At 67.2% G+C, this 13,780-nt stretch carries 13 protein-coding genes, 2 pseudogenes and 2 riboswitches; of the genes and pseudogenes, 11 read left to right on the top strand and 4 right to left on the bottom strand.

Annotation, left to right across the window (positions count from 1 at the left end; all coding sequences use genetic code 11):
- Window positions 1-62: 62 nt before the first annotated feature.
- Together groL and DL544_RS18740 are read left to right on the top strand one after the other, a co-directional pair.
- On the top strand, window positions 63-1,712 hold the full coding sequence (gene groL, locus DL544_RS18745; protein WP_005411226.1) for a chaperonin GroEL: 1,650 nt from the start codon (window positions 63-65) through the stop codon (window positions 1,710-1,712).
- Between the two features lie 138 nt (window positions 1,713-1,850).
- Window positions 1,851-2,462 carry a DUF6445 family protein gene (locus DL544_RS18740; RefSeq protein ID WP_053497029.1) on the top strand — a complete coding sequence of 204 codons (612 nt, stop codon included), beginning with the start codon at window positions 1,851-1,853 and terminating at the stop codon, window positions 2,460-2,462.
- Between the two features lie 69 nt (window positions 2,463-2,531).
- On the opposite strand, the gene DL544_RS18735 is transcribed toward DL544_RS18740, so the two are convergent.
- Both DL544_RS18735 and DL544_RS18730 read right to left on the bottom strand, forming a co-directional pair.
- Window positions 2,532-3,692: a serine hydrolase domain-containing protein gene (locus DL544_RS18735; RefSeq protein WP_139727800.1), complete on the bottom strand. Its 1,161-nt coding sequence runs from the start codon at window positions 3,690-3,692 to the stop codon at window positions 2,532-2,534.
- A gap of 68 nt (window positions 3,693-3,760) precedes the next feature.
- Window positions 3,761-4,684, bottom strand: coding sequence for an aspartyl protease family protein (locus DL544_RS18730; protein WP_005419669.1), 924 nt, complete (start codon window positions 4,682-4,684; stop codon window positions 3,761-3,763).
- Between the two features lie 106 nt (window positions 4,685-4,790).
- Between DL544_RS18730 and DL544_RS18725 the strand changes: the two genes are divergently transcribed.
- The 6 genes and pseudogenes from DL544_RS18725 (at window position 4,791) to DL544_RS18700 (ending at window position 9,949) form a co-directional block, all read left to right on the top strand.
- Window positions 4,791-5,498, top strand: coding sequence for a response regulator (locus tag DL544_RS18725; protein WP_139727797.1), 708 nt, complete (start codon window positions 4,791-4,793; stop codon window positions 5,496-5,498).
- 32 nt (window positions 5,499-5,530) lie between these two features.
- Window positions 5,531-6,828, top strand: a pseudogene (locus DL544_RS18720) (sensor histidine kinase).
- A gap of 71 nt (window positions 6,829-6,899) precedes the next feature.
- Complete coding sequence (locus DL544_RS18715; RefSeq protein ID WP_139727794.1) at window positions 6,900-7,400, top strand: MarR family winged helix-turn-helix transcriptional regulator; 501 nt, start codon at window positions 6,900-6,902, stop codon at window positions 7,398-7,400.
- A complete protein-coding gene (locus tag DL544_RS18710) occupies window positions 7,397-8,137 on the top strand; it encodes a DNA alkylation repair protein (protein WP_065178809.1) in 741 nt (246 codons plus the stop codon). Before DL544_RS18715 ends, DL544_RS18710 begins: the two co-directional genes overlap by 4 nt.
- A gap of 185 nt (window positions 8,138-8,322) precedes the next feature.
- Window positions 8,323-8,580, top strand: a complete 258-nt coding sequence (locus DL544_RS18705; protein WP_139727793.1) for a hypothetical protein — start codon at window positions 8,323-8,325, stop codon at window positions 8,578-8,580.
- A gap of 295 nt (window positions 8,581-8,875) precedes the next feature.
- On the top strand, window positions 8,876-9,949 hold the full coding sequence (locus DL544_RS18700) for a 3-deoxy-7-phosphoheptulonate synthase (protein WP_065186318.1): 1,074 nt from the start codon (window positions 8,876-8,878) through the stop codon (window positions 9,947-9,949).
- A 248-nt stretch (window positions 9,950-10,197) separates the two neighbouring features.
- Here DL544_RS18700 and DL544_RS18695 read toward each other — a convergent pair whose 3' ends face one another.
- Window positions 10,198-10,815 carry a trimeric intracellular cation channel family protein gene (locus tag DL544_RS18695; RefSeq protein ID WP_005419661.1) on the bottom strand — a complete coding sequence of 206 codons (618 nt, stop codon included), beginning with the start codon at window positions 10,813-10,815 and terminating at the stop codon, window positions 10,198-10,200.
- Window positions 10,816-10,899: 84 nt separating this feature from the next.
- Window positions 10,900-11,003: riboswitch (glycine riboswitch) on the bottom strand.
- Between the two features lie 13 nt (window positions 11,004-11,016).
- A riboswitch (glycine riboswitch) is annotated at window positions 11,017-11,106 on the bottom strand.
- A gap of 40 nt (window positions 11,107-11,146) precedes the next feature.
- Here DL544_RS18695 and DL544_RS18690 point away from each other — a divergent pair.
- From DL544_RS18690 to DL544_RS18680, 3 genes and pseudogenes are all read left to right on the top strand, one after another.
- A pseudogene (locus DL544_RS18690) lies at window positions 11,147-11,412 on the top strand (GIY-YIG nuclease family protein).
- A gap of 71 nt (window positions 11,413-11,483) precedes the next feature.
- Window positions 11,484-11,915, top strand: coding sequence for a nuclear transport factor 2 family protein (locus tag DL544_RS18685; RefSeq protein ID WP_032954574.1), 432 nt, complete (start codon window positions 11,484-11,486; stop codon window positions 11,913-11,915).
- Window positions 11,916-11,918: 3 nt separating this feature from the next.
- Complete coding sequence (locus DL544_RS18680) at window positions 11,919-12,371, top strand: hypothetical protein (protein ID WP_065178806.1); 453 nt, start codon at window positions 11,919-11,921, stop codon at window positions 12,369-12,371.
- Between the two features lie 80 nt (window positions 12,372-12,451).
- Here the strand turns inward: DL544_RS18680 and DL544_RS18675 are convergent, their stop codons facing one another.
- Window positions 12,452-13,732: an NAD(P)/FAD-dependent oxidoreductase gene (locus DL544_RS18675; protein ID WP_065178805.1), complete on the bottom strand. Its 1,281-nt coding sequence runs from the start codon at window positions 13,730-13,732 to the stop codon at window positions 12,452-12,454.
- Between the last annotated feature and the right edge of the window lie 48 nt (window positions 13,733-13,780).

Here is a 13,780-nt window from a genome sequence, read left to right as displayed (position 1 = left end):
CAACCTGATCCCAAACTCCCAGCCGCCGGGCCTCGTCCGGCGCTACCAATGAGGTAAATGCAATGGCTGCCAAGGATATTCGTTTCGGTGAAGACGCCCGTTCGCGCATGGTGCGCGGCGTCAATGTTCTCGCCAATGCCGTCAAGGCCACCCTGGGCCCGAAGGGCCGCAACGTCGTGCTGGAAAAGAGCTTCGGCGCCCCGACCATCACCAAGGACGGCGTCTCCGTCGCCAAGGAAATCGAACTGGCTGACAAGTTCGAGAACATGGGCGCGCAGATGGTGAAGGAAGTTGCGTCGCGCACCAACGACGATGCCGGCGACGGCACCACCACCGCCACCGTGCTGGCCCAGGCCCTGATCCGCGAAGGCGCCAAGGCCGTTGCCGCCGGCATGAATCCGATGGACCTCAAGCGCGGTATCGACAAGGCCGTTTCGGCTGCCGTCGCCGAGCTGAAGAACATCTCCAAGCCGACCGCCGACGACAAGGCGATTGCCCAGGTCGGTACCATCTCGGCCAACTCGGACGAGTCGATCGGCCAGATCATCGCTGACGCGATGAAGGAAGTCGGCAAGGAAGGCGTCATCACCGTTGAAGAAGGCTCGGGCCTGGACAACGAGCTGGACGTGGTCAAGGGCATGCAGTTCGACCGCGGCTACCTGTCGCCGTACTTCATCAACAACCAGCAGTCGCAGACCGCTGACCTGGATGATCCGTTCATCCTGCTGCACGACAAGAAGATCTCCAACGTCCGTGACCTGCTGCCGGTACTGGAAGGCGTCGCCAAGGCCGGCAAGCCGCTGCTGATCGTCGCTGAAGAAGTCGAAGGCGAAGCGCTGGCGACCCTGGTGGTCAACACCATCCGTGGCATCGTCAAGGTCGTGGCCGTCAAGGCCCCGGGCTTCGGCGACCGCCGCAAGGCGATGCTGGAAGACATGGCCGTGCTGACCGGCGGCACCGTGATCTCCGAAGAAGTCGGCCTGTCGCTGGAAAAGGCCACCATCAAGGACCTGGGCCGCGCCAAGAAGGTGCAGGTCTCCAAGGAGAACACCACCATCATCGACGGCGTCGGCGACAAGGCCAACGTTGATGCACGCGTGGCGCAGATCAAGACCCAGATCCAGGACACCTCCTCGGATTACGATCGCGAGAAGCTGCAGGAACGCGTGGCCAAGCTGGCCGGCGGCGTTGCGGTGATCAAGGTCGGCGCCTCGACCGAAATCGAAATGAAGGAAAAGAAGGATCGCGTCGACGACGCCCTGCACGCCACCCGTGCAGCCGTTGAAGAAGGCGTGGTCCCGGGCGGCGGCGTTGCCCTGGTCCGCGCGATCACCGCGCTGGCCGGCCTGAAGGGTGCCAACGAAGACCAGAACCACGGCATCCAGATTGCCCTGCGTGCGATGGAAGCCCCGCTGCGCGAGATCGTGGCCAACGCCGGCGACGAGCCGTCGGTCATCATCAACAAGGTCAAGGAAGGCACCGGCAGCTTCGGCTACAACGCGGCCACCGGCGAGTTCGGCGACATGCTGCAGTTCGGCATCCTGGACCCGACCAAGGTGACCCGTTCGGCCCTGCAGAACGCGGCCTCGATCGCCGGCCTGATGATCACCACCGAAGCCATGGTTGCCGAAGCTCCGAAGAAGGACGAGCCGGCCATGGGCGGCGCTGGTGGCATGGGTGGCATGGGCGGCATGGGCGGCATGGACTTCTAAGTCCACGCCTCCGGCGGTCGTTGCCGGCCTCGGTCGGCACGCCTTCCCGATGTGATGTTAAAGAAGAACCCCGCCGCAAGGCGGGGTTTTTTGTTGCCCGGTTGCCGTCGCCGCAGTGCATCGCTACGCTCGGTGACCATGCCTACCTCGTTCATCGTCGTTGACGACTTCCTTTCTCCCGCCGATGCGCAGGGGTTGCGCCAGGCGGCACTGGGCCTGGACTATCCCGTCCAGGAGGGCGCATTCCCCGGCCGCAATTCACAGCAGCGGCTGGAGCTGGATGGCCTGTCCGGCGCGGTCTCGCGACTGGTCAACGAACCGCTGCGGCCGGTCAACCCGCTGCAGTCGCACGGCAAGTTCCGCCTTACCCTTGCCGGCGACATCGGCCGCGCCAAGGTACACGCCGACCACTCGCACTGGTCGGGCATTCTCTACCTGAGTGCACCGGAGCACTGCGAGGGCGGCACCGAGTTCTTCCGCCATCGCCGTACCGGCACCGAGCGCATGGCCCTGGACGCGGCGGAGCTGGCCGCATTGGGCTACGCCAACGGCGGCGACATGCATCGCGACATCATCGAGCGCGACAGCAACGACGACAGCCAGTGGGAAATGACCATGCGCATTCCGATGCGCTTCAACCGGCTGGTGCTGCTGCGGCCCTGGTTCTGGCACACCGCCGGGCCAGCGTTCGGTGATCGACCGGAGAATGGCCGGCTGGTGTACCTGATGTTCTTCGAGCAGGCGCGCTGAGGAGTGCCATCCACGCATGGCGTGGATGCTCCCCCTGGCCGCGTTCGCCATGCAGGCGTCATCGCACCCTCATTCGACGAATACCTTCGCCGCGCCATACTCCCACTGCCACGGCACGCCGGTATCGCCCAGTACGAATGCCACCAGTGCCGGGAACGCAGCTTCCGCCCGTACATCGTTGCCCAGGATCACCACGCAGCGTCTGTACCGTTCGATGCACACCAGCGTGTTGCCGACCGCATCGTCGTGGCCACCCTTGTAGAAGCCTGCGCCCTGCGGGCCGCGGAACGTCACCACGCCCAGGCCTGAGGCCAGATCCTTGCGTTGCTGCGCCACGGGCAGCTCCGGCTGCAACGTGGGGAACTGGCTGGCGGTGGTGATCGGCAGCTGCGGCCGCACCAGTTCCCTGCGCATTGCAGGCGACAGCCCATCGCCGCGGACATAGCCGGCAGCGAAGCGCGCCATGTCGGCGATGGTGGTATCCATCGAACCGGCCGCACGCACGCGGCTGCGTTCATCGTGCGGCTCGGCCGTGCCTTCCGCCGTCCAGCCATCGGCCAGGTTGGCGGCGAAATCCTCACGCCACATCATGCTGGTGCGGACCATGCCGAAGCGGTCGAATACCTGCCGCTGCATCAATGCACCCACGTCCTGGCCAAGCCGTCCACGCTCGATCACGAACTGCAACAGGATCAGCCCTTCGCCGGAATACCCATAACGACTGCCCGGATCGAAGTGGAACTTCAGGCGGCCATCGGGTTCCAGGAACCCGAAGTTGGCAAAGCCACTGGAATGGTTGAGCAGCAGGCGCGGAGTGAGCTGGCGCCAGCGCGCATCATCGGTCAGTACGCTGTAGTCGGCGTACTTCTTCGGCTCTGGCGGGTAGTCCGGCAGCGGCTTGTCCAGCGCCGTGGCGATGCTGGCGTCCAGCTCGATCCGTGCGTCCTGGGCAAGCTGTGCGACCAGGTGGCCGAACGCCATCTTGGTCAGCGAGGCGGCGTACATCACGGTATCGGTGCGCAGCGGCTCGCCTGCGGCGTTGCGTTCGCCGTAGGCGGCCACGTGTACCACCTTGCCGCCATCGATCACCGCCAGCGCCATCCCGCGCGCATGGGCCGCCTGCATCAGCCGCTGTGCTTCGGCATCGATGCGCGCGGGCGAGGGTAGCGGCGGCGCGGCCAGCACGGCCGGCGGGAGCAGCGTCAGCAACAGCAGGACAGCACGGCGCATGCGTGGAACTCCTGGCGGGACGTGGCGCGATGCTACGCCTGCCAGCTCCCGCCGTCATGCGCCAGACGTCAGCCGGGTCGGCGCAGGCAGATCCGCGCGGCACCCGCACCGATGTCCACCTGGCCACCGCGCATCGCGTCGGCACCGAGGATCAAGGCCGGTCGCGCCTCCAGGCCGATCGCCCTGAACACCGGCAGTTCGCTGATCCGGACCTCCATCGGCGGGTGCTGCCAGTTGCCGCCGGTCATGCCGGGCAGGGTGTACAGCCAGGTTGCCTGTGCACCGCCACCCAGCCCCTCGGTGCCCTCTTCACGTGCACGCACCCGAGCATCGCTGCCGTCGGTGCGCAGGCCCAGTGCGCGGGCTGCTTCGGCGTTGAGGACGGTCTGCGCGGCACCGGTGTCGACCACGGCGATGGCGTCCACGCCGGGCGTACCCAAGGCAAGCGTGATGAAGCCGAACTGGCGCAGGCCGTCATCGCGGCCGGGCAGCGCATTGGGTTGGCAACCCGGTCCTTCCAGGTCCAAGCCGCCGGGTGTCCACAGCGCCAGTTGATTGCGGCCGAAGTCCCAACGGGTGTCCCAGCGCCCGGTCAGGTCGTTGCCGATCAAGCCGTCAATGGCCGGATCATCGCCCTTCGCCAGCGATGACAGGTCGACCTGCATGCCGCTGGCCTTCAATTGCCAGCTGCCCAGCTGCCACGCTGTGCTGCGCATGCGCTGCAACCGCGCCGCCTTCGCGCTCGCGCCCTGGGCCTGCGACACTGCCGCTTCCGCATCCTGCAAACCGTAGCGCCGCACTACGCGTGCATCGACCAGGGTTGCCCCGGCGGCACTGTCGACCACGAAGCGCAGTGGCTCTGAACGCCCGTCCAGCGAGACGGCCACTGCCGGATGACCGCCCTGCATCCACATCGGCAGGACGTGCTCGGCGGCATCGGAGGCGAGCGCCGGCAAGGGGATGGCGAACAGGGGCAGCAGGAACAGGCGCAAGGGGAGACTCCGCAGTGATCGTGGGCGACCATTGGCGCGCAGCGGCGTATCACCGCGATATCGGCGTTGATACCGTCCTGATACACAGGTGCGGGATACTGGGCGAATGAACACTCCCATCCGCGTCATCGTCGTCGATGACGATGCCAGCATTCGTGACGCCATCGCCGACCACCTGCTGCTGCACGGCTACCAGGTGCGTGTGGCGGCGGATGCAACAGCGCTGGACGTGTTGCTGCAGGTTGAACGTCCTGACCTGATCATCCTCGACTGGATGATGCCCGGTGAGGACGGCCTGTCGGTATGCCGCCGGCTGCAGGCGCGGGCGATCCCGATCCTGATGCTGTCGGCGATGGGGGCCGCGCCGGATCGCGTGATCGGCCTGGAGATGGGCGCGGACGACTACCTGGCCAAGCCGTTTGACCCGTGCGAGCTGTTGGCGCGGGTTCGCGCGCTGATGCGCAGGCAGGACAAGCTGCGCGCACAGGTGGCCAGCGAGCTGCGGTTTGATGGCTGGCGATTGCTGCCTGACCAGCGTCGCCTGTTCGCGCCGGATGGCGCCGAACTGGTGCTGAGCCGCGGTGAATTCTCCCTGCTGCTGGCACTGGCTGAACGTCCCGGGCGGGTGCTGGCGCGCGAACAGCTGCTGCAGTTGAGTCGCGGAGAAGCCAGTGACAGCGTGGACCGTGCCGTCGACCTTGCGATCAGCCGCCTGCGCCGCAAGCTCGGGCAGGCCGCGTCCGGCGCTGAAGCCCTTGTGCAGACACTGCGTGGCGAAGGGTACCGCTTCAACGCGGAGGTAGGGGTGTTGTGAGCAGCCGGTGGTCAACCACCCGCTGGATCGCGATGCTGGCCTTGGCCAGCCTGCTGCTGGCAACCCTGGTCAGCGTGGCGGTAGTGGGGTGGATGCCCCGGCCCGCGCCGCCACCGATGCGGCTGGACCATGCGATGCAGGTGCTGCGTGGGGAACAGGCGCCGGCGCCACTGGGATTGCATATGTCGACGCAGGACGCGCCACCCCGGGGCAGCGCCAGTGACTGGCTCACCCAGTTGGCGGCGCTGCAGATGGACCTGCCGGCCAGGAATGTACGCCTGGTGTGGACGGGGCAGGGCAGGGCGCCCGATGTGCAGGTCATCGAGGGTGGCGCGGTACTGGACGCCTCCGCTCGTGCTGGCGTGCTGAAATCGCAGGCCGCGTTGCTGACCGCCATGCAGTGGCCGCCGTTCGAACTGGGGATGCGGCAAGCCGATGGCCGATGGCGGGTGGTCGGCAGCGACCACAGTGAACTGGCGGCCTGGCGCCGCCAGGTGATGCTCGCCCTGCTGGGCGGTGCGATCCTGCTGGCCCTCTGGCGGCGTGGGCGTCGATCCGGTTGGGGCGCCCGCTGCGACGCCTGGCTGAAGCCAGCGCACGGGTCGACCTGCAGGCCGAAACGCCATTGCCTGATGACGGTCCACGCGAAGTGCAGGTACTGGCCACAGCGATCAGCACCGGTCGCGAACGTCTGCGCGCCCAGGCACGGGACATGACCCATATGCTGGCGGCCGTGGCGCATGACCTGCGCACGCCCCTGACCGGCCTGCGCCTGCGCGCGGAGTTCGCTCCCGCGCCACAGGCCGCCAGGATGGTGGCAGACATCGAGCGCATGGATACGATGATCGAGCAGGTGCTCGACTACGCACGCGGTGAGCTGCAGCCGTTGCAGATGCGGATGCTGGATCTTTCAGCGCTGCTGGAGGACTGCGTGCAGGCGGCGCTGCTGCGCGGGGTCGACATTTCCCTTCAGGGCCCGGATACGTTGCCGTGGCATGGCGATGCGCTGCTGCTCCGGCGCGCGGTCGACAATCTCATCGACAACGCCGAGCGCTACGCGGGCGCCGTGGAGCTGTGGGTCGCCATGGCGGGGGATGGAGTGCAGCTGGACGTGATGGACCGCGGCCCTGGCATCGCCGAGATCGATCGCGCACGCCTGCTGCAACCGTTCCAGCGCAGCGAGGGCTCGCGTAGCCGCGCCACCGGGGGCGCCGGACTTGGACTGGCCGTGGCTGCCAACGTGGCGAAGCGCCACGCGGGCGAACTTCAGCTGTTGCACCGCGAGGGCGGGGGGCTGATCGCGCGGCTGCTGCTGGGACGCACTTCCTGAGTCAACTCCGATTTGCTTCCACTGGCCACTCCTCCATATGATTAGGTGCCTAATCATTCAGTGAGGAAAGGATGATCGAAGCCAAGCATCAGGCGTTGCTGGAGGAAGCGCAGCGGCGCGGCCACGCCAACATCGCGCAGCTGCGCCTGTGCTTCCAGCTGCTCTCGTTGTCCTCGTCGATCGATCGCGACTGCGCTGCACGGTTGGCACCGCACGGGCTCAGCGAGGGTCGCTTCATCTTGCTGTTCCTGCTGCACGGGGCCGGCGGCGCACTGGCGCCGCACGCGCTGGCCGAGCGCGCTGGCGTGACCCGGGCCACCATCAGCGGCCTGCTCGATGGCCTGCAGCGCGAAGGCCTGCTGCAGCGTCGCAGCGATGACGAGGATGGCCGTCGTCTGCAGATCGTGTTGACCGCACCGGGCAAGCGTTTGGCCGAGTCGCTGTTCGAGCGGCACACACAATGGATCAGCGGCCTGTTCAACGGCCTGGATGCTGATGAACGGCAGCAGCTGTCACAACTGCTGCACAAGGTCTGGCAGCACACGGACACCGGGCGGGAAGCCTCCGCATGAGCACGCCCATTCCCGCGGAACGGCTGCGTGCACTCAACAGCGGTGGTGCCGCTGCCACGCATCTGGCCGAATGCCTGGCAGTGGATTTCGCCGCGCTGTTGCAGGGGGTGGCACCTGTGCTCGAGCCGGAAGCGCTGCAATGTATGCGCGACGCCTCCGGCAAGGGCATCACCCAGCGCATGGCGCTGGCGGCGCGGTTGCTGCACGAATCCGGGCAGGGTGATCCCGCGCACTGGCAGGCACACGCATCAGACACCGTGCGTGGCTGGGCCTGCTACCTGATTGGCAGCGATGCCGGCGCGGCGCTGCCGGCCAAGCTGCGGGCGATGCGTCCGCTGGCTGACGACCCGCACTTCGGCGTGCGCGAATGGGCATGGCTGGCGCTGCGCAGCGACATCGTTGCCGCACCGTTGCAGGCGCTTGAGTACCTGCAGGTGTGGACGCAGGAAGCATCGCCTTACCTGCGCCGCTTCGCCTGCGAAGCGCTGCGCCCACGAGGCGTGTGGTCCACGCATATCGCGCTGTTCAAGCAGCATCCAGAACTCGCGTTGCCGATGCTGGAAGCAATGGCCAACGACCCGGAGCGCTACGTGCAGGACTCGGTCGGGAACTGGCTCAACGATGCCGGCAAGACTCGCCCGCAGTGGCTGCGTGAGCTGTGCGCACGATGGCAACAGCAGCACCCTGGCGATGCCAATGCCTACATCCGCAAACGCGCCATGCGCTCGTTGCGGTAGTGCCGGCCGCTGGCCGGCAACCTCATCAACCTCAAGGAAGGCCTTCCATGTCCTACACCCTCATCGAGCTCTACACCGCTCTGGCCACCTTGTAACAGCGCCTCCGGAGGCGCATGGCACATGCGTCTGTCACCCGGACGCGGTAAACAGGACATTGCCCATGTCCATCCGCAGGGAAGTTGATCATGCAGAGCACGCTCCAGGTAACGCTGTACGGCCCGCAGGGCGATACGCCGGCACTGCAGCTGCCGCAGATGGAAGGGCCCTCGGTGGCCATCCCGGAAGCGGTACTGCGCCGGCTGGTGTCCGATCTCTACACCACCCGTTCCCTGCTCAATCCCGAGCAGCTGGACGAGGCCCGGCAGGAGCTGGACCGCGTGCTGGAGCGCTTGGCCGACATCCACGAAGGCCTGCTGCTGGACGTGGAAGTGCATGGCAGATGAGCGACGTTGCACAGCGGCCACCACGTGCGCTGCGCAGTCAGGCGCATCACTGAACCGCGCCCCCAGTTGCGGATGAAACATTTTGCACTGCGCAAAAGCTGTGCTATCAATAGATCCCATGAACGCAGCCGCTACCCGCTTTTACTGGTATTACTTTCCGAAGCCACTGGCGGAGGAAGGACTGCGCTCACCCTGAAGAAAGCTTCAGACGCATTCCCGAAAGCCGCCAGCGAACCTGGCGGCTTTTTTCATGCCGCCACGCTGGGGACCCCCAACGTTCCGGAGATCTCCTGCAATGCCCCCGCACACCGACGACCTGCGTATCCGCACCATCGAACCGCTGACACCGCCCGCCCAGCTGCTGGCGATGCTGCCCTGTGACGATGAGGCTTCCGACACCGTCAGCGCCTCGCGCGCGGCCCTGCACCAGATCCTGCACGGCCGTGACGACCGCCTGGCGGTGGTGGTGGGCCCGTGCTCGATCCACGACCCGAAGGCCGCCATCGAGTACGCCCAGCGCCTGAAGCCGCTGCGCGACGCGCTGGCTGGCGAGCTGGAAATCGTCATGCGCGTGTACTTCGAGAAGCCGCGCACCACGGTGGGCTGGAAGGGCCTGATCAACGACCCGGACCTGGACGGCAGCTTCAGGATCGACAAGGGCCTGCGCATCGCCCGTGGCCTCCTGCGCGACATCAACAAGCTCGGCCTGCCGGCCGGTGTTGAATTCCTCGATGTGATCTCGCCGCAGTACATCGCCGACCTGGTGGCATGGGGCGCGATCGGCGCACGCACCACCGAAAGCCAGGTGCATCGCGAGCTGGCTTCGGGGCTGTCGTGCCCCGTCGGCTTCAAGAACGGCACCGATGGCAACGTGAAGATCGCCGCCGACGCGGTGGGTGCGGCATCCAACCCGCATCATTTCCTGTCGGTCACCAAGCAGGGTGGCACTGCCATCGTGTCGACCACCGGCAACCCGGATTGCCATGTGATCCTGCGCGGTGGCAAGCAACCGAACTACGACGCTGGCAGCGTGGCTGAGGCCTGCCAGGTGCTGGCCAAGGCCAAGCTGCCGGCGCGCCTGATGATCGATGCCAGCCATGCCAACAGCCTGAAGAACCCCGAGAACCAGCCGAAGGTGATCGACGACATCGCCGCTCAGATGGAAGACGGCGAACAGCGCATCGTGGGCGTGATGATCGAGAGCCATCTGGTCGGGGGCCGCCAGGAACTGGTGGAAGGCCAGCCGCTGGTCTACGGGCAGAGCATCACCGATGGCTGCATCGACTGGGACACCACCGTGACGGTGCTGGAGCGACTGGCTGCGGCCGTGCGCGCCCGTCGCGACGTGAAGGTGTCCGAAGCCGCCTGAGTGCGGCACGTGTGTGGATGGCGGCCAGCGCCTGCGGGGGTGCGGCCGCGATCAGGGCCGGCCGGAGTTGGAGACCGGCCCATCTGCACCGGCGATGCGCCTGGCGCTGCGCATGAGCGACAGCGCCAGGTACATCGCCGGGGTGGTGATGCCGATATTTGTAGCGTCGAGCCATGCTCGACGTGCGCGCGACGCGCGTTGGCGTCCTGCAAAGCGCAGTCGAGCATGGCTCGACGCTACGAAGAGGCTCAATGCACTTCGTCGTGGTACACGAACTTCGGCATTTCCCAGCGATAGTGGATCGCCAGCAGGCGCAGCGCGAAGCCGCCGCCCAGGCAGCACAGGATCGCGGTGGCGTCGGCCACGCCCCAGTGCAGCAGCAACAGATACGCCGCGCCGGTCAGCAGCGCGATGATCGCGTACAGCTCCTTCTGGAAGATCAGCGGCACCTCGTTGCAGAGGATGTCGCGCAGCACGCCGCCGAACGCGCCGGTCAGCATGCCGGCGATCAGCACGATCGGCATCGCATGGCCGGCCTCGCGCGCGATCGAGCAGCCGATCAGGGTGAAGGCGATCAGGCCCAGGCCATCGAGCACCAGGAAGGTGCGCCGGAAGTGGTGCATCCAGCGCGCCACCCAGGTGGCGATCAGCGCCGCGCACACGGTGAAACCCAGGTACTCGGGATGCTTCACCCAGCCCAGCGGATAGTGGCCGAGCAGGATGTCGCGCAGCGAGCCGCCCCCGAGGGCGGTGACGCAGGCGATCATGACCACACCGAACAGGTCCATGCGGCGGCGGCCGGCAGACAGTGCACCGGTCATGGCTTCGGCGGAAATGGCAACCAGGTAGATGATGGACAGCAGCATGGAACAGGCTCCGGGCGCGGTGGGGCCGGCCATGCGCAACTGCCACCACTGCCTGCGCAATGACGGGATGACGATGACCGGTGCCGCTCCCGCTGTCCTTTTGCCTGAGAGTTCAGCGGCGTTGGCCGCGTGCCCCTTCGGCGGATCGTCCCGGGCGTGCCCGGTGACCTCTCTCCAGCTCGGCGAGTCGAATGCATGGTTGGTGGGATTCCAGCCCACCGGCCTGAGCGATCATGGGAGCCTGCGCCTTCGGCGGGCGCCAGCGCGGCGCCACTCTCCTGCATTCGGGCGCCAGTATATCCGCTGCAGTGCAGCACGGCATAATCCGGGCATGGCCCCGTCCCTCCGCCCGTGGTTCCTGTACCTGCTCGAATGCCGCGATGGCAGCTATTACGCCGGCATCAGCACCGACGTGGATGCGCGTTTCGCCGCCCACCAGGCCGGCAAGGGCGCGCGCTACACCCGGGCCGGCCACCGCTGCGCGTGCTGGCCGTGCGCGAATACCCGGACCGGGCCGCCGCCTCGCGGGCCGAGTGGCAACTCAAGCAGCAGCCGCGCGAACGCAAGCTGGCCTGGCTGCAGGCGCCGGTCCTGTAGATCCACGCCACGCGTGGATGGGCTACCCGGCCCATGCGATGATCGCCCCGCGCCCAGAGCTGGAGACCCGGATGTCCACGATCGCCCTGCTGTTTGCTCTTTCCGCAGCAACGAGCCCTGCCCCCGACCCGGCCACGATCGCGGCCATCGAAGCCACCTGCCATGACTACGTCGATGGCCAGCTGGAGGCGGACCCACAGCGCGTCGCCCGCTCCCTGCATCCGGACCTGGCCAAGCGCGCTGTGCTCGGCGATACACCCGACGAACGCCTGGGCCTGCGCCGGATGTCGAAGGAAGAACTGGTCTCGCTGACGAAGCAGGGCGCGTTGAAGACCCCGAAGGATCAATGGGATCGTCGCTGCACGGTGCTGGACGTGACCGGCAACGCGGCCTCGGTGCGGCTGGAGACCCCGTGGTTCGTCGATTACTTCCACATGGGGCGCTTCGACCAGCGCTGGGTCATCGTCAACGCGTTGTGGTATCCAAAGCCGAAGGCACAGTGAGCGATGCGTGCCGCCGGCAAAGCATGGATCTCCGTCGTCGTGCTGGTCGCCGGCATCGCGCTGCTGCCTGGCCTGCTGTACCTGCTCGGGCTGGCATTGGCAGGCGGTCGGCCGACGCCGGCCGACCGTGCGCCCAGTGGTGTGGCTGCGTGTAGCAGCGAGCCACGGGCGGGATACCAGCCGATGAACCCCTGGCGCTTTACCGCCCAGTTCTTCGACAAGGACGCGATGAAGAAGGTGCCTGAAGTGGAGCGGGAGGCCTTCTGGATTGCCCGGCGCTACCTGTGGCGGCAACCGCAGCGCGGCATGCTGCGCTGGCATCTCAGCAGTACCGCACTGACGATCTGGATCACCCGGCATTGGAGTGCCGCGCAGATTGCCGACACCGCGAGGAAGGAGGACTTCTGCCGGACCTGGTCGAAACGGCGGGTGCCCGGTGGCCCGATGAACCAGTAGATCCACGCCATGCGTGGAGGGTGTTGACCGGGTCAGAGCCCTTTCCTGTGGAAAGGGATCCGACCCCGTTGCGTGCAGCCCTACCGCCTCGGCCGCCGGTCATCCTGGTCATCACCGAAGATGATCCGCGCACTGCGCTGGTAGCTCCAGTACGCGACTGCCCAGTTCAGCAGCACCACGATGCGGTTGCGGAAGCCGATCAGGAAGAACACGTGCGCGGCCAGCCAGAACCACCAGGCCAGCACGCCGGAAAGCTGCAGCCGGCCCAGGTGCACGATCGCGGCCATGCGGCCGATGGTGGCCAGGTTGCCGTAGTCGGCGTACTTGAACGGGCCGGGCTCGGGCTTGCCGTGCAGGCGCGCGCGGATCACCTCGGCCACGTACTTGCCCATCTGCTTGGCGGCCGGTGCCACCCCGGGTACCGGCTTGCCGTCGGCCTGGCTCAGTGCGGCCAGGTCGCCGGCCACGAACAGCTCCGGGTGACCGGGCAGGGTCAGGTCCGGTTGCACCGGCACGCGTCCGGCGCGGTCCAGTGGCACGTCCAGCGTGCGCGCCAGCGGTGAAGCGGCCACGCCGGCGGCCCAGACCACGGTGCGCGCCGGTACGAACTGTTCGCCGAGCTTGAAGCCCTGGCTGTCGATGTCGCTCACCGGGGTACCGGTCAGCACTTCCACGCCCAGCTTTTCCAGTTGGCGGCGCGCCTTCAGCGAAAGCACATCCGGGAACGAGGACAGCACGCGGGGCCCAGCCTCGACCAGCCGCACCCTGGCGCTGGCCGGGTCGATGTGGCGGAATTCGTTGCGCAGCGTGTGGCGCGCGATCTCGGCCAGGGTGCCGGCCAGTTCGACGCCGGTGGGACCACCGCCGACGATGGCGAAACTCAGCCACGCCGCCTTCTTCGCCGGGTCCGGTTCGGCCTCGGCGCGTTCGAACGCCAGCAGCAGCTTGCGGCGCAGCGCGATGGCATCGTCCAGCGTCTTCAGGCCGGGCGCATCATCGGCCCACTGATCGTTGCCGAAGTAGGCGTGGGTGGCGCCGGTGGCCAGCAGCAGGCTGTCGTAGTCCAGCGTGCTGCCATCGGCCATGCGGATCTGCCGCGCCCGCTTGTCGATGGCCACCACTTCGCCGAGGCGGACTTCCACATTGCGCTGGTGGCCGAGGATGTGGCGCAGCGGTGCGGCGATATCCGGCGCGGACAGGCCGGCGGTGGCCACCTGGTACAGCAGCGGCTGGAACAGGTGATGGTTGCGGCGATCGACCAGGGTGATGCGTATGCGCTCGCGGGCCAGGGCACGGGTGGCCCAGAGACCGGCAAAACCGCCGCCGACAACGACCAGGTGGGGAACGCGCTCGCGACTCATCGACTCACTCCAGTGGGGGCATCGGGGGAAGCGCCTGGCATCTTCGCA

The organism is Stenotrophomonas sp. pho (assembly GCF_006228405.1).
Taxonomy (GTDB): domain Bacteria; phylum Pseudomonadota; class Gammaproteobacteria; order Xanthomonadales; family Xanthomonadaceae; genus Stenotrophomonas; species Stenotrophomonas sepilia.
This window is presented reverse-complemented; position numbering and strand designations above follow the sequence as displayed.